This window comes from Larkinella ripae, from assembly GCF_054780775.1.
On sequence record NZ_BAAGVR010000017.1, the window covers coordinates 1 to 19,971 of the forward strand.

The following is a 19,971-nucleotide window of genomic DNA, read 5'->3' on the forward strand; positions in this document are numbered from 1 at the left end:
ATGTATTAGGCCTGCCGCTAGCGTTCATCCTGAGCCAGGATCAAACTCTCCATTGTAAATGATTTGTACTTGTATTTACGCAGAAACCTTACTTCTTACTTACTTGGTCAAATTGTCAAAGAACGTGTTTTCCTCGCTTGGAAAACTGTGGCTGAACGCTTCCGTTCAGCCGTTTTATCTAATTGGGACTGCAAAGATAGGGGTTTGTTTTGCTTAGCGCAAGTGCTTTTTCAAAAAAACTTGACTTGGCGCAAGTTTCTTTTTTCAATGCAATTCTATCCTTGTTTTGATCAGTTTACACCCTATTCATTCGCCCGCCAGAAATGGGTACCGAAAGTCGGTGGGGGAAACCAGCGTTTCCTTTATGGTCCGCGCCGACACCCAGCGTAACAAATTCAGCGACGAACCGGCTTTATCATTCGTGCCCGATGCCCGCGCCCCGCCAAAGGGTTGTTGCCCTACTACAGCCCCCGTCGGTTTATCGTTGATGTAGAAGTTACCGGCCGCATTCGACAACTTTTTAGTCACCAACTCAATTGCGTAGCGGTTTTTGGCGAAAAAGGCACCCGTCAAGGCATAAGGTGAGGTCTGGTCGACCAACTCAATGGTTTGTTCAAAATTGTCGGCGTGATAAAGGTAAATTGTTAAAACCGGCCCGAATATCTCTTCACACATGGTGATGTAAAGCGGATTGGTAGCTACCAGCACCGTCGGCTCCACGAAAAAACCGGCAGTTTTATCGACATTGCCCCCCGCTATGATTTCGACAGCCGGATCATTTTTTGCATTCGTGATGTATTGACTGATTTTATCGAAGGCCTTTTCATCAATGACGGCGTTGACAAAATTTCCGAAATCCTCTACGCTGCCCATTTTGATGGCTTTCAGATCAGCCAGAACGTAGTCACGGACCTCTTTCCATAGCGATGACGGAATGTAGGCACGCGACGCTGCCGAGCATTTCTGTCCCTGGTACTCGAAAGCCCCGCGGACCAGTGCCGTGGCTACGGCTTTCGGATCAGCAGATTCGTGCACCAGTACAAAATCCTTGCCCCCGGTTTCGCCGACGATACGCGGATAGGATTTATACAAGTGGATATTTTCGCCAATTGTCTTCCAGATCTGCTGAAAAACCCCCGTGCTACCCGTAAAATGAATGCCCGCAAAATCAGGATGTTTGAAGATTACTTCACCCGCTAGGGGGCCGTCCACATAGATTAGGTTAATTACCCCATCGGGTAAACCGGCTTCTTTCAGCACTTCCATGATCACCTGTGCCGAATAAATCTGCTGGGTAGCCGGTTTCCAGACGACCGTGTTGCCCAGCAGGGCGGGTGCCGTTGGCAAATTACCGGCAATGGCCGTGAAGTTGAACGGAGTCAGCGCGAAAACGAATCCTTCCAGCGGGCGGTATTCCAGGCGGTTCCAGACACCAGCCGATGATTGGGGCTGCTGGCTGTAGATTTCCGTCGCATAATGAACATTAAACCGCAAAAAATCAATGAGTTCGCAGGCAGAATCAATCTCGGCCTGGTAGGCATTTTTGGATTGGCCCAGCATGGTGGCCGCGTTAATTTTGTAGCGGTATGGACCAGCCAGCAGTTCGGCGGCTTTCAAAAAAATGCTGGCGCGGTGTTCCCACGACAAACTGGCCCATTCTTCTTTGGCATTCAAAGCCGCCGTGATGGCCTGCTCAACGTGGGATTCGTCGCCTTCATGGTAATAACCCAGAATCTGGTGGCGGTTGTGCGGGGCAATAATTTCTTTCTTATCGTCCGTCCGCACCTCATCCGCACCGATGTACATCGGAATGTCCGCCGTTTTTGACGTCGCTTCGGCAAGGGCGGTTTTTAGTTTTGTGCGCTCGTCGGAACCGGGGCGGTATTCTTTCACCGGCTCATTTTGTGGAATCGGAACCTGAAAAAAGCCTACTGACATCTGTTTGTTGATTTTTGAACCTGCAAATTTAAATAATGGAAAGCAACCGATTTAGGTTCCCGGCCCCTTGTAACCTTGTTTTTACGCTTTGTTGAAATGTTTGTTCGCTTAACGGTTTGAGGTTTCGTAACTTGCGACAATTTTTCCGCTCTTGATTATGAAGTTTTACAGTACGAATAATTCTTCACTCCGGGTTTCGATGGAAGAAGCCCTGCTCCGAAGTCTACCGGCCGATCGGGGCCTCTATATGCCCGAAACAATCCCGTTTATGGGCGCTGAGTTTTTCAATTCCATTTCGGATGGAACCCTCGCCGATATCGGTTTTCAAATCAGCTCAACCCTTTTTAAAGATACCATTCCGGCCCACAAGCTGGAAGAAATCACCCACCACGCTTTTCCGTTCGATACGCCGGTTGTGCCACTGGGAGACGGAAGAACGCAGGTTCTGGAGTTATTTCACGGCCCCTCGCTTGCTTTTAAAGACGTGGGCGCCCGCTACATGGCGGCTATGATGGGCTTTTTTCTGGAGCGGTCAAACCGGGAAGTGCATATTCTGGTGGCCACTTCCGGCGATACGGGTGGAGCCGTTGCGATGGGTTTTCTGGGCGTTCCCGGAATCAAAGTGACCATCCTCTACCCCAGCGGTCGCGTCAGTGAGCTACAGGAAAAGCAGCTGACAACGTTGGGGCAGAACATTACAGCCGTGGAAGTTGACGGTTCTTTTGATGATTGTCAAGCGTTGGTAAAAGCTGCATTTACGGACAGTGAATTAAATCAACAGTTTAGCCTGGCATCGGCGAATTCGATCAATATTTTCCGCCTGATTCCCCAAAGTTTTTACTATGTCCGGGCCTATGGTCAGGTGAAACACCTTGAAAAACCGGTCGTTTTTTCCATCCCCAGTGGCAATTTCGGTAATTTAAGCGCTGGTGCACTGGCCTACAAAATGGGCTTACCGGTTCGGCAGTTCATCGCGTCAACCAACCTGAATCGGGTGGTGCCAACGTATCTCAATACCGGTTTGTATGCTCCTGAGCCATCGGTTGAAACCATTTCGAACGCCATGGATGTGGGCAGCCCCAGCAATTTTGTTCGTTTAACGCACTTGTTTGATGACAATTTTGACACTCTAAAGGAGGTTCTGTCGGGCTATTATTTTGACGATGAGCAGACCAGACAGGCGATGGCGGATGTTTATCAACAATTTGGCTACGTAATGTGTCCCCATACGGCTGTTGGTTACCTGGGATTGAAAAGTTATCAACACTCAAACCCCGATACGAGTGGAATAACCCTGGCCACCGCGCATCCGGCCAAGTTTAAGGAATTGGTTGAATCGGTTATCCACAAACCGGTGGAAATTCCCTCGGCTTTGGAAGAGCTACTGAACCGGCAAAAACAAAGCTTCCCCATGAAAGCCGACTTCGCCGAATTTAAAGAATTTCTTTTGCAAACCGCCTAAAACAAAAAACCGCCGGACCGGCGGTTTTTTGTTTAATTGATAATGTCTCCCCGTAAGGAGCGAAACCGTTTTCGGGCCTCGGCTCCAAAAATACTTCCCGGATATTTCTGCAAAAGCTGGTTGTAGAGTTCCATCGCTTTGGTTTTATCCTGTTTGTTTTCCTCGTAAGTTTTGGCCGTTAAGTAAAGAGCATCGTCGCCCAGTACATCTTCACCGTAGTTAGCCGAAATTTTCTCCAGGTCCTGCAACGCTTCATCAACTTTGCTCTGCTTGATCAGCGTATTCGCCCGCAGCCACAAAATGTTATCAGCCAGATTGTGGTCCTTGTACTTGGTATAGAGTTTGTTTAGCGCCAGAGCCGCTGAATCGACCTTATTCTGGAACAGCATCAGTTCGATGGCGGCATATTCTTTCATGGCGGTTTCTGTACTATCCAAACCGGTATTATCCATGATCAGCAAACTAAGCGAACCCGCGTCGTTGGCAATTTCCCGGCTGGTGGCCTGTTTCAAAATGTCCAGCACTTCTTTCGATAGCTCAAAATCGCCTTTGTAGTAATGCAAACGAGCATTTCGGAGTTTAGCTTCGTAGCCCAGCAGATCTTCTTTCTGTGATTTTTCAACCTGAGAATACAGCAGCGTCGCTTCCCAGGGTTCGCCTTTCAGCAGGTAGATATCCCCCATGTCCAGCTTGCAGCGATCAATAAACGTCTTTTCGTTTTTACTGATTTCGGTCGCCAGTTGCAGGATTGTTAAAGCGGTGTCTTTTTCATCCAGGTAAAATGCGTACAAATTCGCGGTGCTCCGGAGGGCTTCAAGCGTCCGGTTGTTCTTGCCTAATTCCTGAAACATCTTCTGATAGTCGGCAATCAGTTTCCGAATTTCCAGATTATCGACCGGATACGTGTTTTTCACCTGCTCTTCCCGGGCCTTGATGACCAGTCGGCGGGCAAAGGCGTAGAGCTGCCCCTGCGGGTATTCCTTCGCTACGTACTCAAACATGGCCGCTGCGTTCTTATAATCTTTATTCTGGAGTGCAACTGCTCCCAGATCATAAACGCGCACACCGGTCAATTTTAAGCGTTTGTCGAGGGCGCGTTCCTGAATGAATGCTTTGTAAAACTCTTTCTTCTGCGTCAGGTACCAAACGAGCATTTCGGTGTAAAACATTTCGTTCGGATTCTCCTGCACTTTCTTGTACAGGACGGTTTCGAGCATCTTCTGATCGGCATCTTTCAGATTGTCCTGTAAGATCGCCTGCACATTATCCCGGTTTCCCGGAATCAGTCCCCAGTGCAGCAACTCGTCCACCATCTTCTCTTTCTGTCCGACGGCGCCGTACAAGCGCGCCAGTTCGCCGGCGTATGCCAACGGTTCCCGACTTTGCTCCCGGCCTTTTTTCAGGACTTTGATCGACCAGGTTTGCTTGTTTTTTTCCGCAAAATCCTGCGCCAGTTCCGGCAGACCATTTACCGCACTGCCGGCCACGGCCATTGCCTTGTTAAAATAAACCTCTGCTTTAGCCGAATCACCCCGGCTCTCCTCCAGAATACCGGATTGCAGAAATACGTACGGATTTTTATCATCCGATTTGGTAAGCTTTCGAAGCACTTTTTCAGCATCGCCGATTTTGTTCAGCCTAACTGCGCTCTCTACATAGTGATTCACGACTTGTTTGCTGGCGCCCGTTTTCATCAATCGCTGATAAATTGTGTACGCTTTTTCAAACTCGCCTTTTTTAAAATATTCATCGGCCAGTTCCTGCCCTTCCTGAGCAAAGCCACTCGACAAGCCAACGATAAACAGCAGGATCAGGACACTGGCTATCTTCTTCATTCTTCTTTTTTTATTAATTAAATAATAAAAGGATTTAAAGGATTGGTGGCTGTGGATATGTGGACAAGTCGTTTATGCACAATTAATTTGTTGAAATGTGAATAACATAAATAAGTTATCCACAGCGTTCAAAAAATTATCCACATGTAAGTTACTGATTTTCAACGACTATTTTGTTTATCCACATTCAGGTTGTCTAAAACCGTGGGTAACTGATCACATTTCCACAAGATACAGTTTAAACATTTCCACGTGTTAATAGAGAAGGGAATAATTTGTGGAGAAGAGTAAAGTTATACACGGGTCTTTTTCAAAACATCACTTATCCACACTCCATTCGGCACTGTCCACAGCAAGTTTTAGACCTTTTCACATGTTGTCCACAGAGACTCCTAACTTTTCCACTTACTTTTCCACCGAATAGTTGTGTTTTTTTAATTTCACATTGACCTTTCAAAAGGCGTTGACATCTTCACTAATATCGAAGTTGGCCTTTATCGTGATGATGTTCTTGGTTCGGGTGTTGGTGTAAAAGTGGATGGGTTCGGGCAAGCGGTTTTCAAGGACGTTTCCACTATCCCAGCGGCCGTTGCCATTTTCATCAGTAATAACGCGGAGTCGGTAACGGCCTGGTTTAATGTTAACGAAACGATACGTGGGGTTGTTTATTTGTTTATCAACGAGCTTAAAATTTTCATCCAGTAGTTCAACGATGAACTGTTTAGCTGTGGTATTGACCGTTCCGGTTAACACTCCATACTTTTCAGGATCGCGAATGAAGTAGTTCAATTCGTTTCGGGCGGTCGAGTCGTTCAGCACACTGATAAAAGCCCCTTTTCCTAAACGAATGATCACATTATTTCGGGCAGTAGTTGGCTTTGTCAAAACAAACCGGGTCTGGTTATCTTCCCACCGATAATCCTGCGGACTCAATGCAATCCGGTTGGTGCTGTCGCTGAACACCTGTAAAGAATCCATCGTAATTTGTTTCATCGGTTTTGAAAACTGCAGCGTTACTTCTACGTTTCGATCGACGTCCCCATTGTCAGCGGGCTTAGCAGTCAGCGTTACCGGCTCGGACGTTTCACGGCGGGTGGGGGTCCGGAACTTGAATTTTTGGGTTAGGTCGGTTTTATTTTTTAACGAATCGGTGACCGAAATCTGAATCCGAACCGTGTCCGTAGTGGCTTTGGCATTGAAGAAAGTAAGTTCGGTTGGCGTTCGGAAGTAAGACGGAATACTGTCCTGCGGATTGGTGAAACGGACGCTGTAATTTTCAATACCCCGATCGAACACATATGTATATGTACTGACCTGTTGCTGGGTTCGGACCGATCGCGGTGGAGTGTTGTAAAATGAGAATAACTGAAACGCCAGCGTGTCATTGTCGGCCTTCAGATCGAGTTCGCCCGGTAAAAATGCAGCCTTTTCCGTATTCGGGTTCAGGATTAGATTTAGGTTTTTATCATCAAATGCAAATACTTTGTAGCGGCCATCTTTCACATTCTCCAGCAGAAAGATACCGGATGTATCGGTTCGCGTAAAATAATACGGTTTGGTTTTGGTGGGCGTTAACGTGTCATTTGGAATATAAAGTCCGACCATCGTGTTCAGCGTCGGCTGACCCGTTTGGATGTCGACTACCTTCCCTCCTACCCGCAGCGAATCGATCGTGCTGCCAGTACTGAAAACGAATTTGAGACTGAGCGCCGGATTATTTTCGGTGACGTCTTTCACCGCATCCGTGAAATTGAACGTGTAGGTTGTATTTTCTTTGAACGGTTTTTCAAAACTCAATCGCAGACTTGTGGGCTTTATTTTGGCTTTGAAAGGCGCTTCCGGTTCTGGCGTGATCAGAATTTTTTGGTTAGGATTCTCAACCCGGATGTATTCGTTGAAAAAAAGCTCGATGGCTTTGTCGTTGAAATTTTTCTGTTTGTTGATCGGTGTACTCTTCACCAGCACCGGCGCCAGGGTGTCTTTTTTCCCACCGATCGGAGCGGCATATTGCGAACAGGAATTTAGAAAAACAGCGATAATCGCGAACAGAACTAGTGCTTGTTTCATCAGTTGGCAATAAAAAGCCCTGAATAGCCAAACTATTCAGGGCGTGAGAATTCATTTATTAGCGGGCTTGAGCGATATAAATCAAGCTTGAAAAATTTCCTCCCTCCTGGTAAGCTGCCCAATTAGAACGAAGCCCGTTCCAAAAACTTTCAAAGTAAGCCGGTTTTCCATCCCGGTTTTTAGTGCTCAGCATATTCACGTAAAAGGCATCGAATATCATCGGTTTTTGATTAATCACGGAAAAACCGTATCGGTTCAGCAACGACTTCATTGTACCCGGTGAGAAATGATACAGGTGTCTGGGCACGTCGTAAGCTGCCCAGAATTGTTTGTAATGCTTCGCATCCCACGAATGGTAATTCGGCACGGCAACGATCAGGTACTTTTTCAGCCGACAATGCGCCCGGATCCATTCCAATGTTTCCGGCAGTGCGTGTACGTGTTCCAGAACGTGCCACATCGTAATGGCGTCGAATTGCAGGGTATTGTCGAGGTCGAAAATAGATTGGGCCAGTGGAATCTGCGTCCGTTCTGCTGCCTGCCGCCGGGTGTTCGCATCGGGTTCTGTACCGCTGATTTGCCAACCCGCCTGCTGACTTGCCGAAAGAAAATACCCCGAACCGCAGCCAATGTCAAGCAACTGTCCTTTCGGCGGAGACAGTTCAGTAATCATTTTTACTTTCTGCCGTACCGTAATGGTGCGGACCGTGTGGTATAACTGGCTGATGATTCCTTTGCGGGTATCGCTGTGCGAGATGTATTCATCCGATTCATAATACCGTCCGATCTCTTCTTCTACCGGTCGGGGATTGGTCACTTTGAAACCGCATTTCTCGCAACTCTGAATGCTGAAATCACTTTCTGAAACCAGGAAATCTTTGCAATACATCCAGTGTGAAAAGGACTGATTTCCGCAAACCGGGCATTCGACAAGGTGTTCAACCGCCATACTCACCGACCTAAATAAACCATCAAAATGGAAATATCTGACGCGCTCACCCCGCTGATTCGTGATGCCTGACCAATGGTTTGGGGACGAATTCGCTTCAATTTTTCGCGCCCTTCATACGATAAAGCCGTCAACCGATCGAAATCAAAATCGGGACGAATCACCAGATTTTCGAGCTTCTCCGTCCGTTCGACCATCAAGCGTTCCTTCTCCACATAGCTCTCATACTTGACGGAAATAACCGCTTCCTCTACGGTTTCCTGGTTATAAGCGCTTAAGTAATCCGCCACGTTTTCGCCCAGCAAATGCAGCTCTTTTCGGTTTATTTCCGGTCGTCTCAGCAAGGAGTACGGTGATGTTTTCTCCCGAATCTGAGCGCTGCCCAGGGAGTCGAGCAGGGTGTTGATGGTTTCCGGTTGCACCCGCATTTGTTTCATTTCATCCAGAATCGCCAGCACATTGGCTTGCTTCGTTTGCATCAGATCATACCGCTCCTGCGAAGCCAAACCGATCTTGAATCCCTTTTCGGTTAACCGCAAATCGGCATTATCCTGCCGCAGGATGGTTCGGTATTCGGCCCGGGACGTAAACATCCGGTAGGGTTCCTCGGTCCCTTTTGTAATCAGATCATCGATTAAAACACCGATGTATGCTTCGGACCGTTTCAGGGTAAACTCCCCTAATTCTTTTGCCCTGTTGTGCGCGTTGATCCCGGCCATCAAACCCTGACAGGCGGCTTCTTCGTAACCCGTCGTTCCGTTTATCTGGCCCGCAAAAAACAGCCCGTCGATCAACTGAGTTTCCAGCGTTTGCTTCAACTGCGTGGGTGGGAAGTAGTCATACTCCACGGCATAACCAGGGCGGAACATTTTGGCGTTTTCAAAACCCGGTATTTTCCGGAGCGCTTTGATCTGAACGTCTTCCGGTAGCGATGTGGAAAAACCGTTAACGTATACTTCCACCGTATCCCAGCCTTCCGGTTCTACAAAAATCTGGTGCCGGTCTTTATCGGCAAACCGGTTTATTTTATCCTCCACGGACGGGCAGTAGCGGGGGCCTAGTCCCTTAATCCGGCCCGTAAACATGGGTGATTTTTCAAAGCCGGTTTTCAGAATTTCATGCACATCCGGATTTGTGTACGTAATCCAGCAGTGTCGTTGCTTCGTCAAAGCCGGTGTGTTCAGGTAAGAAAATTTGCCGGGTTCTTCGTCACCGGGCTGCTCTTCCATCCGTGAATAGTTGAGGCTCCGGCCATCGACGCGGGGTGGAGTTCCGGTTTTCATGCGCCCCGCTTCAAATCCAAGCTGAATCAATTGTTCCGTTAAACCGGTCGCCGAACGTTCGGCGGTTCGTCCCCCACCAAACGTTTTCTCCCCAATGTAAATTTTGCCATTTAGGAATGTGCCGTTCGTCAACACGACTGACTCCGCCTGAATTTCCAGGCCCATGCTGGTTTTTACACCCGCTACTTTTTTATTCTTCACAATTACTTCCGTCACCATATCCTGCCAAAAATCAAGATTTGGTGTTTCTTCCATGATTTTACGCCACTCGGCTGCGAACATCATCCGATCACTTTGACACCGGGGACTCCACATGGCGGGACCTTTTGAGCGGTTCAGCATTCGGAATTGAATCATGGATTTGTCGCTGATGATTCCGGACTGGCCACCGAGTGCATCAATCTCCCGAACGATCTGTCCTTTTGCCACCCCACCCATCGCCGGATTGCATGACATTTGGGCAATCGTTTGCATGTTCATTGTGATCAGCAAGACGGATGAGCCCATCGTCGCTGCTGCTGTTGCAGCTTCACAACCGGCGTGACCAGCACCAACCACAATTACATCATACTTATCAAACATAGAATTTCAATTTTATCAAAGTTGGAAAAATGTTCCACGTGGAAACATTTTACAAGAATGCGGAAAAAAGAATACAAAAGTAGAAAATTAAAAAATGAAGAAGCGCTAACAATTGTTAAAATCAACACCGCAGCTAACGAAAAGATTCAAAATAAGAAAGGGGCCGAAGCCCCTTAACTTACTTTAACTTCTTAAGATAAGAATCAACCTCACGCTTATAAAATGGTGAAAAATCGGGCGGAACAGAACGGAGCAATTCGACCTGCTTTTGTTTGTCTTTCACCAATTGCTCATATTGGGGGGGCGGTTTTCGCATAACCGGTTTTGCTGATTCCGCTTTACGCTGCATATCTTCCTCCTGTTCTTTCATGGCTTTTTCGGATTCGAGCAAGCGAACCAATACATCTTGCTGGCGCTTAATTGTATTTTGATTAACCCGTTTATTCACCAGATCGGTTTCGGTTTCATCCATTTTATTCATGAGCTCGTTTAGCTCATTGCCCAGTTTCTTACCCAATTCCGTTCCTTTCTGCGCGTCCTGAAGCTCTTTTAGCATCTTCCGCATCATCGACTGTTCAGCGGCCAGACGGGAAAGTTCTTCCGACATACCCCGTCCGCCTTTTCCACCCTGGCCCTGGTTCTGGCCTTGCTTCATAAGCTGCTGCATCCGCTCATTCAATTGCTTCTGCATCTCCCCCATCGCCATGCTCTTACCTTTGCCTTTTTTCTTGCCTTTGCCGGAACCGGATGCAGACATTTGGCTCATTTGCTCCTGCATTTGTTTAAAGACATCGCTGAGCATAAGGGCCAAATTATTGATCGACGTCATCGCAAACTGCTGCTTCGATGTAGCAACATTTAATCGACGTTCCCGAATGTATTTGACGCTTTCATCCATGTAACCCTTCATGTTGTTCAACTCACGGGTTACAAAAGATTGGATTTGAAGAACCCGGTTAGCCAGGGCATACAGACTGTCCTCGATAATTTTAGCGTCATCCTGAAGTTTGAGCTGGTCCTGCGCGAGCTTTACAAACCGGGGGTCCTGCAACGAAACCGCTTTGAAATCCTTCATCACGCGCTCCTGATCGAACGAAAGCTGAATCAGATTTTCAAGAATGTCACGCAGATCATCCATGTTTTCCTGCGACTCTTCCATTTCCTGCGATTGCATTTGTTGCTGCAATTGCTGACCGAGTTGCTTCATTTGCTTGGCGGCATTCTTCTGCGATTTGGAAGCCTTGCTGTTCTGTTGCTGATCCAACTGCTTCTGACTTTCCTTTTGCTCGTTGCTGATTTCGTTCTGAAGATCCTGGTGCGTGTCCTGCTCCTGACTGTCTTTCATGTCCTGAGCCATCTTCTCGATCTCTTTCAGTTCTTCGCGCGTTTTTTCAAACTCTTTGTTAAGCTCATCCTGTTTTTTGCTCAACTCCGAGTTCTCCTCTTTTTTAGACGCATCGCTTTCGTTCTGCTTGGTGTCGGCATTTTCTTCTTTCTTCCCTTGTTGATTTTCGTCCTTTTTCGATTGGGCGTTCTCATCTTTCTTTGATTGAGCGCTATCCTTCTTCGATTGTGGATCGTCTTTTTTCGGTTGACCTTTCTCGTCTTTGGCTTGCGGAGTCTCTTTCTTTTCTGTCTCGCTGGCTAATTTCTCCTGCTTTTCAGCCTGCTTCTCGAGATCCTTGATGGTGTTTTCCATCTTCTGTTCCATCTGAAGTTGCTTGAAAAGCTCCAGCGCCCGCTCCAATTCTTTCTCCAGGTTTTTCTCTTTATTCTTCAACCGATCGAGCATATCGATCATTTTATCGTCCTGCTTCTGCTCCAGCAGCTTCTTCAATTCCTCATACAACTTCTGGGTTTCCGGGTCCATCAACTCATTCATGAGCTTTTGCAATTGCTCAAACTTCTGAAGGAGTTCTGGATTCTGCTGATTGAAACGCTGCTGCCGTTCGTTGTTGGTTTTGTTCTGTTCCTGCAATTCTTTCAATTCCTGCATCAATTCCTCTCGCTTCTTCAGCAAATCCTCCGCTTGTTTTTTATCCTGAAAATCGAGGTTTTTCTTGGTTTGAAGGCGGTTTTCGAGGGAATTCAGGTCCTTCTTAAGCTGCTGAGCTTTTGATAGCGTCTGACTAATCTGGTTCTCGGTCTTTTCAGACGAACGTTCAGCCTCTTCAGCGAGCTTGGATTGATCGGGAACGGCGAACTGGGCAAAGCTTGAACGGGCGGTTTTAAAACCGTTGATGACGTCGTTATCCCAAACCTGGACAAAATATTCCAGCCGGTCGCCCGGTTGCATTTTCAGACTGTCGAGTCCCCACTGGTAATAAAAGTTCTGGGTGGAGGTTGACCGGTTGAAGGGAATCGCCCGTGTCAACAATTTCTCCGGCGCATTCTGGCCCGCCCGGATCACCTTGTACATTACTTTCAGGTTTGAAAAACCGTAGTCGTCGGTGATCGTGCCACCCAGCATAACGTAATTATAGAAGGTGGTATCCTTGAAATTTTCAAGCGAAACCTGCGGAAACTTATCATTGACCACATTCAGCGTATACTGAATATTATCCCGGCTGGCGGCCACTTTATTCTTCAGCGAGACGGAATAGGTGGATGAGCGCTTGACCATGCGCGAGAACTCAAACGCATCCGACGATTGTTTTTCGGCAACCAGACCGCGCGGCTCTCCGGTAAACCTGACCAAAACCGAGTCGGTGTTGGCGGCCGAAAACCGCCAGGTCACCTGGGTTCCTTCCGGCACCAGCAGGTTTCCAACGTTGGAAAGTTGTTCGGACGGTTTGTTCAAATACGACGGATAGACCAGGCTGACGTCGAACGACAGCAAACCGGGTCGATCCAGAACAACCAGTTCGTAGCCGGGCGAGTTAAATCCAACTGCTTCAAACCGGAATGGAATGTCGCGTTGGACATTATCGAAAGTATACGTAAAAAGCCCTTTGCCATCGGTGTTCAACTTAAACCGGGTATTGTTCGAAACCAGGTAAACATCCTGCGGCAGCGCATTGCCTTTCAACTGCAGCTCCAGCGTATAATCTTCGTTCCGGAAAGCTTTGAGATCCTTGTTTCGCAACATGAACTGGAAAGGAGCTTCTTCCGCAAATTCCTGGTCGTAGCTGATGATCCGTTGCGAAGTAGTTGTCAGAAAAGCCGGATAAAGCAGCAGCAAACCGCCGATGATAAACGCCGGAATAACGGCATACTTCACAAACCGCCGGTTTTGATTGATCTGGATGGCGTCGGCAAACCGCACGATCAGTAATTGCTTCGACCGCTGGTTGATGCTGGCTTCCAGCAAATCGCTTTGGTGGCGACTCAGCGCGCGCAGTTGGAGCGTGTTCAGCAGCTTATCCCCTACCTCCGGAAAAAACCGCCCGATCTGCTGCGCGGCTTCTTCATTGCTCAACGATTTACCCAGGCCGTACAGGTGGACCAGCGGATTAACAACCCAGTAGTACAACGCGAGCAGCATCACCGTCAGCGATCCAAAAAACAACACGCTCCGGACGGGTGAGCTAAACCGGCCAAAAAACTCCGCCGTGTTCATCAGTAAATAAACCGACAACGAAAACGCAATGAAAAAAATGGCGCCCTTGGCAATCTGGTTTACGTAAAATTTCTTCCTGTATTCTTCAATACGCAGCAGCAGCGTTTGAGTGGATTCTTGCATCTGCATCGGTCTATACTTAAAAGGTTGACACGGGTCTGGTAATCACGGTTCTAAATCCTAAATCAAGATAAGCATTTGACCGTTAACTTCCTTCTGATAACGAAAAAGATCGTTACACAATTTTATCGGGTGGACCAGCTTGCATTGCCTCGGGCAAATCGAGGTAATCTTCGAAATATTTGATGACGTGGAGTTTCAAAAAATTCTCCTGTGACAACAGATCAATGTACGGCACTTTCTGCACTAGCTTCCAGTGCGGCCAGCCGTCCTGATCGGTGCCCTCCAGTTCGTAATAACCGGATAGGCTCAGCACCTTGCAGATGGCGATGTGCATCAAATCCTGTTTTTGCTCCTTGGTGAAAATCTGCGTTCCGTGTCCCAGCTCCTGCACACCAATCAGGAAAAGGACGCTATTCAAATCGGCGGGGCGCTTGCCAACGGCTTTTTCCAGATAAGAAAGTACCTGCTCCCACTCCTGTTCAATTTCCTGTGTAATCATCTCGTAAAAAAGATTAGCGAGTTTCTCAACTCATTTTTATGACTTTTTACGAACCCGTTCGTCACATATAATAAGACGAAAGAGGCACGCATCATTCGGTTCGTTGCATTAAAACGTTTTTGGCTAACTAAGTTCGTTAAAATGATCGGAAAACTAATCAAAAGCAGTTTTCAGGACCTGCTCAACCTGCTGTATCCCAATCCGTGTCTGCTCTGCCAGTGTACGTTGCAGAATCAGGAGGAATTGATCTGCACCACCTGCCGGCTGCGTTTACCGGAAACCGGTCAGCACCGGGGTGAAGCACTGGTGGCGGGCCAAAACCGGTTTGCCGGGAAAGTGCCGGTCGAGTTTGTGTATGCGTACCTGTATTTTACCAAGCGGGGAAAAACCCAGCGCCTGATTCACGCTTTAAAATACCGGGATCGCAAGGAAGTCGGGCATCTGCTGGGCCGCTGGTACGGGTATCAGCTTAAAACAGAAAGCCAGTTGCCGAAACAGATTGATCTGATTGTGGGCGTTCCGTTGCACCCGGCCAAACTGCGGCAACGGGGCTACAACCAGAGCGACTGGTTTGCGCAGGGACTGTCAGAAATGCTGGAAATACCGTGGAACGACCGCGCGTTGGTCCGTACCAAAGACACCATCAGTCAAACTGGCCAGGACCGGCTGGGGCGCTGGGAAAACGTCAACATGGTCTTTACCGTCGAGAAGCCCGATTTAGTGGCCGGTAAGCGCCTATTGCTGGTGGATGACGTTCTGACTACCGGAGCGACTTTGGAGGCTTGTACGGCGGCTTTACGGGCCGCAAACAGCCGCTCAGTCGGGATTATAACGATAGCGGCCACCCGATAGTCGGGTGGCCGCTGGTCAGAGCTCGAAAAGTCTGTGCTTATTTGTTCCGGCCTCCGGCGATCATCGCACAACGGAAACCAATTGAAGCGGTTGCCGAATCCTGCGCCATAAACCGGCGGGTTCCCGGAGCCAGCCAGTAGGCTACATCCGCCCACGAACCGCCTTTGTAAACCCGCAACTTATCGTTGATAATGGAGTTGCCATTTTTGGTATCGTAATTTTTCTCTTCATCCAGGTACCCATCCCGGCGCAGCGGGTTGAGGTCGTTCATGTCCTGATACGACAGCGGACGATAAACGTCATACACCCACTCGTTCACGTTTCCGGCCATGTTGTACAAACCGAAATCGTTCGGGGGATACGTGTAAATCTCGGCGGTGATGATTGCAGCATCGTTCGATTTACCGGCAATCCCGGCGTAGTCACCACGACCCCGTTTGAAGTTGGCCAGCATCTGGCCCTGTTTCCGGCCTTTCTTGGCGTTCCGGATGGACGAACCGTCCCACGGATAAATTCGCTGATTCGACTGGTTTTCGTCCAGGTACTGCGTGCCAATCATGGCTTTCGCTGCGTATTCCCACTCCGCTTCCGACGGCAGACGGTAGTTGGGCAGAATGTTGCCACTTTCCATCGCCCGGGTCGTTTGTGAGTTTTTAGCCACGGCCTGTTCGCCTTCAGCCGCCGGAGCCGCTTCCTCTTTTTTCTTCCGCTTCAGCGAGAAACCTTTTTTCTTGGACGTTGTGCTGCCGCCTTTCGACATGTTTGCGTTCACCGCGTCCGTCCGCCAGGTTGAATAATCGACGGCCTGTTCCCACGAAACCCCAACGACCGGATAATACCGGAAACCGGGAAACCGCAAATACTGCGTTACGTACGGATCATTGTACGACAGCGGGTTTTTCCAGACGTTCGTGTCGGGCAGAGCGCGGGTATAAATTTCTTCCGACGAATCGCGCTGAATGGCGTCGAGGTATTCGAGGTAGTGAATGTTGGCGATCTCGGTTTCGTCCATGTAGAACGACTGAATACTGACGGTCCGCTCCCGGTTGTCACGCGAGTTCATCACGTCTTCTTCCAGCGCGCCCATCGTGAAACGTCCGCCTTCGATGAACACCAGGTTCGGCCCGGCCGTTTGTCCTTTGTATTTAGCTACCTGAAATCCATTTTCTTTGTTGTAATCAATACCGGTGGCTGTACTGAGCTTACCCGGTTTCACGCTGGTCGGGTGCTTGGACTTACAGGCGCCTAGTACCGCGGCAAACGCCAGCAGGCAGACCATTGAACGTAACGGTTGTGTTCGATTCATTGCGATTTGGTAACTAATAGAAGTTCAAAATTACAGTATGTCAGGCAAACTTTCACGATTACAAACAGCCGGACTTCAATTTCTGGCTGTCACTCCACCATCTGGCTCAGCACATCGTCCATCTGATCGACTGTATTCACGTCGCGCTGCGTAAAAATCAGCTTTCCCTTATAGTCTTTTAATGAGCAGGTTGCCGAATGTTTCTTGACGTAATCAATTACTTTGCCAAACTGGCCGGAGTTAAAGAAAACGTCATTCCCAGAAGAAACGAAGGTACCCTTCATGATATTATTCTTTAACGTCAATTTTTCAAACTGCAAACGCTCTGCTTTCCAGCGCACCATGACCAGTTTGATCAGATTATCGAACTCTTCCGGCACCGGCCCGAACCGGTCGGTCATCGAGCGCTGAAAACTGTCCAGTTCCGGCTGGTTCTGAATGTTATCCAACTGGTTATACAACGACAAACGTTCGGAGATATTGGCTACGTATTTTTCCGGAATCAGCACCTGCAAATCCGTTTCGATCTGGGTATCCGGCAGCAGCGTTTTCAGGCTCTCTTCGTTCGGCATGAAGAGGTTTTTAAACTCGGTTTCTTTCAATTCCTGAACCGCTTCGTCCAGAATCTTGTGGTACATTTCAAAACCGAGGTCGTTGACAAAACCGCTCTGTTCGGCACCCAGCAGGTTGCCGGCGCCCCGGATGTCGAGGTCGCGCATGGCAATCTTGAAGCCTTCGCCCAGTTCGGAGAAATCCTCCAGCGTTTGCAGCCGCTTGCGCGCGTCGGAGGAAATAACCGAAACCGGGGGCGTCATCAGGTAACAAAAGGCTTTTTTGTTCGACCGCCCGACCCGCCCGCGCATCTGGTGCAGGTCCGACAAACCAAACATGTGCGCCTGGTTGATGATAATCGTATTGGCGTTCGGTATATCCAGCCCCGATTCAATGATGTTCGTGGACACCAGCACGTCCGATTCGCCTTCAATAAACCGGGTCATCACGCGCTCCAGCTTCTCTCCTTCCATCTGTCCGTGGGCCACCGACACCCGCGCGTCGGGAACGAGCCGCATGATCAGGTTGGCAATCGAATCGATATCGCTGATGCGGTTGTGGACAAAGAAGACCTGGCCACCCCGCCGAACTTCGTAACTCACCGCATCACGAATAACGGTTTCGCTGAAGGTATGCACTTCAGTCGTAACGGGCTGGCGGTTGGCGGGCGGTGTCGCAATCACCGAGAGGTCGCGGGCGCCCATGAGCGAAAAATGCAGCGTTCGGGGAATGGGCGTGGCCGTCAGCGTCAGCACATCCACATCGACGCGCATTTCCTTCAGCCGGTCTTTCGTCTTAACGCCGAATTTCTGTTCTTCGTCAATGACCAGCAGCCCTAAATCCTTGAATTTGATGTCTTTATTAACAATTCGGTGCGTACCGATCAGGATGCCGGTTTCGCCCGATGCCACCCGCTTCAGGGTTTCCTTGATCTGCGTGGCCGTCCGGAACCGGTTGATGTACTCAATTTTAACCGGAAAATCGGCCAGCCGTTCCCGGAAGGTGTTGTGGTGCTGCATGGCCAGAATGGTCGTCGGCACCAAAATCGCCACCTGCTTATTGTCCGTAACGGCTTTGAAAGCAGCCCGAATGGCTACTTCGGTTTTCCCAAAACCCACATCACCACACACCAGCCGGTCCATCGGGTGCGATTGCTCCATGTCGGCTTTGACGTCGGACGTTGCCTTGGCCTGATCCGGCGTATCTTCGTAAATAAACGAAGATTCCAGCTCGGCCTGCAGGAAGCTGTCCGGCGAAAACGCAAAACCGGGGGCCTGCCGCCGTTTGGCGTACAGCGAAATGAGTTCCTTCGCAATGTCCTTAACCTGCTTCTTAACGCGCGATTTCTTCAGGTCCCATTCCTGCGAACCCAGCTTGCTCATCACCGGTGGCGTACCTTCTTTGCCGGTGTATTTTGCAATCTTGTGCAAGCTGTGAATACTGACCAGCAGAATGTCGTTATCGCGGTAAATCAGTCGGATTGCTTCCTGTTCGCGACCGCCCACATCGACCTTTTCCAGACCGGCAAACCGCCCGATGCCGTGATCGACGTGCGTTACAAAATCGCCCGGTTGCAGCGTTTTGAGCTCGCGCAGCGTCAGCGCCTTCGATTTGGAAAATTTATCGCGAACCCGGTATTTGTAGTAGCGGTCAAAAATCTGGTGATCCGTGTAGCAAACCACCTTCGTCTGTTCGTCGATAAAGCCTTCCTTCAGCGAAATGTTCAGCGACTGGAATTTGAGAAACGGATCGAGTTCGTCAAAAATGGTTTTGAGCCGCTCCTGTTGTTTGTAGGATTCGGCCGCAATGATGTTGGTATAGGCTTTCGACTGATTTTCAGACAAGTTATCAACCAGCCGCTTGAAATCCTTGTTAAACGACGGCTGCGCTTTGGACGAATAGGTAAGTTTCGTCTCGGTCTTGAAATAAAACCGGCGACCAAACTCCACGGTCCGGAAGGTCTTGATCTGGTTCAACAAACCGCGCCGGGTTTCGAACAGGACATTGGGATCCGAGACGATCTGAATACCGCCTTTGCCACCCACCAGCCCCGCCAGACTTTGTTCGGCTTTTTCGAAGTTTTTCTCAATGATTTCGAGCGTCAGCTCCACGTCTTTGAACCAGAGCAGGGCGGTGTCGGCAAAAAACTCCAGAAACGGTTCCCGCGTTTCGTGAATCAGCTTGTTCTCGATGTTGGGAATGATGCTGATGTGGTCGACCGGATCGGTAGAAAGCTGGCTTTCGGGGTTGAACAGCCGAATGCTTTCGATTTCGTCGTCCCACAATTCGATCCGGTACGGAAATTCGCTGGCAAACGAAAAAACATCGATGATCCCCCCGCGAATGGAAAACTGCCCGGCTTCGTACACAAAGTCGGTTTTTTCAAAATCATAGCTGTTGAGCAGTTCGTTGATGAAATTGGCATCCAGTTTATCCCCGGGTTTGACCGACAAGGTATTCTCGCGCAACGACCGTTTGTTGATTACTTTCTCGAATAACGCTTCCGGATAGGTGACAACCAGAACCGGCTTGTTACCGCTGGAATTTAATTTATTCAGCACCTCCGCCCGCATCAACACATTCGCATTTTCGATCTCTTCGTATTGATACGGTTTTTTGTATGACATCGGAAAAAACAAGACTTCTTCGCCCAGCATATTTTGCAGGTCGTTGAAGAAATAAGAGGCTTCTTCGCGATCACTCAGCACAAACAGAGAGGTGGCCGGATGCAGGCGGTAAACAGACGCAGCCAGCACAGCATCCAGACTGCCGGTTAGGCCTTTCAATTGAATACGGGCGGGGTCAGCCGTGTGCGGCTGGCGGAATTGTTCACCAATGATTTTGATAAAACTATCTTCGGTGTAAAGCGTAATTAAATCGGCTACCTTCATAGAAACAATACATACCAAAAGCCGCAGGGAATAAAATCTCCATGCGGCAAACAGCATCAGACTAACGGTTTGT

The 19,971-nt window shown here is 48.9% G+C and carries 11 protein-coding genes; 2 read left to right on the plus strand and 9 right to left on the minus strand.

Features of this window, described 5'->3' with window-relative positions; translation table 11 throughout:
• Nucleotides 1-306: 306 nt before the first annotated feature.
• Entirely contained in the window at nucleotides 307-1,938 is a 1,632-nt protein-coding gene (pruA, locus tag ACYVHX_RS09330) for an L-glutamate gamma-semialdehyde dehydrogenase (RefSeq protein ID WP_460671356.1), read from the minus strand.
• Nucleotides 1,939-2,095: 157 nt separating this feature from the next.
• Here pruA and thrC point away from each other — a divergent pair, with 157 nt between their 5' ends.
• Nucleotides 2,096-3,400 carry a threonine synthase gene (gene thrC, locus ACYVHX_RS09335; protein ID WP_460671357.1) on the plus strand — a complete coding sequence of 435 codons (1,305 nt, stop codon included), beginning with the start codon at nucleotides 2,096-2,098 and terminating at the stop codon, nucleotides 3,398-3,400.
• Between the two features lie 32 nt (nucleotides 3,401-3,432).
• Here the strand turns inward: thrC and ACYVHX_RS09340 are convergent, their stop codons facing one another.
• From ACYVHX_RS09340 to ACYVHX_RS09365, 6 genes are all read right to left on the minus strand, one after another.
• Nucleotides 3,433-5,235 carry a tetratricopeptide repeat protein gene (locus ACYVHX_RS09340; protein WP_460671358.1) on the minus strand — a complete coding sequence of 601 codons (1,803 nt, stop codon included), beginning with the start codon at nucleotides 5,233-5,235 and terminating at the stop codon, nucleotides 3,433-3,435.
• 453 nt (nucleotides 5,236-5,688) lie between these two features.
• Nucleotides 5,689-7,302, minus strand: coding sequence for an Ig-like domain-containing domain (locus ACYVHX_RS09345; protein ID WP_460671359.1), 1,614 nt, complete (start codon nucleotides 7,300-7,302; stop codon nucleotides 5,689-5,691).
• A 58-nt stretch (nucleotides 7,303-7,360) separates the two neighbouring features.
• Complete coding sequence (locus tag ACYVHX_RS09350) at nucleotides 7,361-8,251, minus strand: class I SAM-dependent methyltransferase (protein ID WP_460671360.1); 891 nt, start codon at nucleotides 8,249-8,251, stop codon at nucleotides 7,361-7,363.
• Nucleotides 8,252-8,253: 2 nt separating this feature from the next.
• Nucleotides 8,254-10,116, minus strand: a complete 1,863-nt coding sequence (gene mnmG, locus ACYVHX_RS09355) for a tRNA uridine-5-carboxymethylaminomethyl(34) synthesis enzyme MnmG (RefSeq protein ID WP_460671361.1) — start codon at nucleotides 10,114-10,116, stop codon at nucleotides 8,254-8,256.
• Nucleotides 10,117-10,294: 178 nt separating this feature from the next.
• A complete protein-coding gene (locus ACYVHX_RS09360) occupies nucleotides 10,295-13,804 on the minus strand; it encodes a DUF4175 family protein (RefSeq protein WP_460671362.1) in 3,510 nt (1,169 codons plus the stop codon).
• Nucleotides 13,805-13,910: 106 nt separating this feature from the next.
• Nucleotides 13,911-14,297, minus strand: a complete 387-nt coding sequence (locus tag ACYVHX_RS09365; protein ID WP_460671363.1) for a hypothetical protein — start codon at nucleotides 14,295-14,297, stop codon at nucleotides 13,911-13,913.
• Nucleotides 14,298-14,438: 141 nt separating this feature from the next.
• Between ACYVHX_RS09365 and ACYVHX_RS09370 the strand changes: the two genes are divergently transcribed.
• On the plus strand, nucleotides 14,439-15,149 hold the full coding sequence (locus ACYVHX_RS09370) for a ComF family protein (RefSeq protein WP_460671364.1): 711 nt from the start codon (nucleotides 14,439-14,441) through the stop codon (nucleotides 15,147-15,149).
• A 37-nt stretch (nucleotides 15,150-15,186) separates the two neighbouring features.
• On the opposite strand, the gene ACYVHX_RS09375 is transcribed toward ACYVHX_RS09370, so the two are convergent.
• Together ACYVHX_RS09375 and mfd are read right to left on the minus strand one after the other, a co-directional pair.
• Nucleotides 15,187-16,428, minus strand: coding sequence for an SUMF1/EgtB/PvdO family nonheme iron enzyme (locus ACYVHX_RS09375; protein WP_460671635.1), 1,242 nt, complete (start codon nucleotides 16,426-16,428; stop codon nucleotides 15,187-15,189).
• A 116-nt stretch (nucleotides 16,429-16,544) separates the two neighbouring features.
• Entirely contained in the window at nucleotides 16,545-19,898 is a 3,354-nt protein-coding gene (gene mfd, locus ACYVHX_RS09380; RefSeq protein ID WP_460671365.1) for a transcription-repair coupling factor, read from the minus strand.
• Nucleotides 19,899-19,971: the final 73 nt, after the last annotated feature.

Coding starts and splice junctions, on each gene's coding strand:
- pruA (WP_460671356.1), bottom strand. CDS start 1,938: ATGTCAGTAGGCTTTTTTCAGGTTCCGATTCCACAAAATGAGCCGGTG.
- thrC (WP_460671357.1), top strand. CDS start 2,096: ATGAAGTTTTACAGTACGAATAATTCTTCACTCCGGGTTTCGATGGAA.
- ACYVHX_RS09340 (WP_460671358.1), bottom strand. CDS start 5,235: ATGAAGAAGATAGCCAGTGTCCTGATCCTGCTGTTTATCGTTGGCTTG.
- ACYVHX_RS09345 (WP_460671359.1), bottom strand. CDS start 7,302: ATGAAACAAGCACTAGTTCTGTTCGCGATTATCGCTGTTTTTCTAAAT.
- ACYVHX_RS09350 (WP_460671360.1), bottom strand. CDS start 8,251: ATGGCGGTTGAACACCTTGTCGAATGCCCGGTTTGCGGAAATCAGTCC.
- mnmG (WP_460671361.1), bottom strand. CDS start 10,116: ATGTTTGATAAGTATGATGTAATTGTGGTTGGTGCTGGTCACGCCGGT.
- ACYVHX_RS09360 (WP_460671362.1), bottom strand. CDS start 13,804: ATGCAGATGCAAGAATCCACTCAAACGCTGCTGCTGCGTATTGAAGAA.
- ACYVHX_RS09365 (WP_460671363.1), bottom strand. CDS start 14,297: ATGATTACACAGGAAATTGAACAGGAGTGGGAGCAGGTACTTTCTTAT.
- ACYVHX_RS09370 (WP_460671364.1), top strand. CDS start 14,439: ATGATCGGAAAACTAATCAAAAGCAGTTTTCAGGACCTGCTCAACCTG.
- ACYVHX_RS09375 (WP_460671635.1), bottom strand. CDS start 16,428: ATGGTCTGCCTGCTGGCGTTTGCCGCGGTACTAGGCGCCTGTAAGTCC.
- mfd (WP_460671365.1), bottom strand. CDS start 19,898: ATGAAGGTAGCCGATTTAATTACGCTTTACACCGAAGATAGTTTTATC.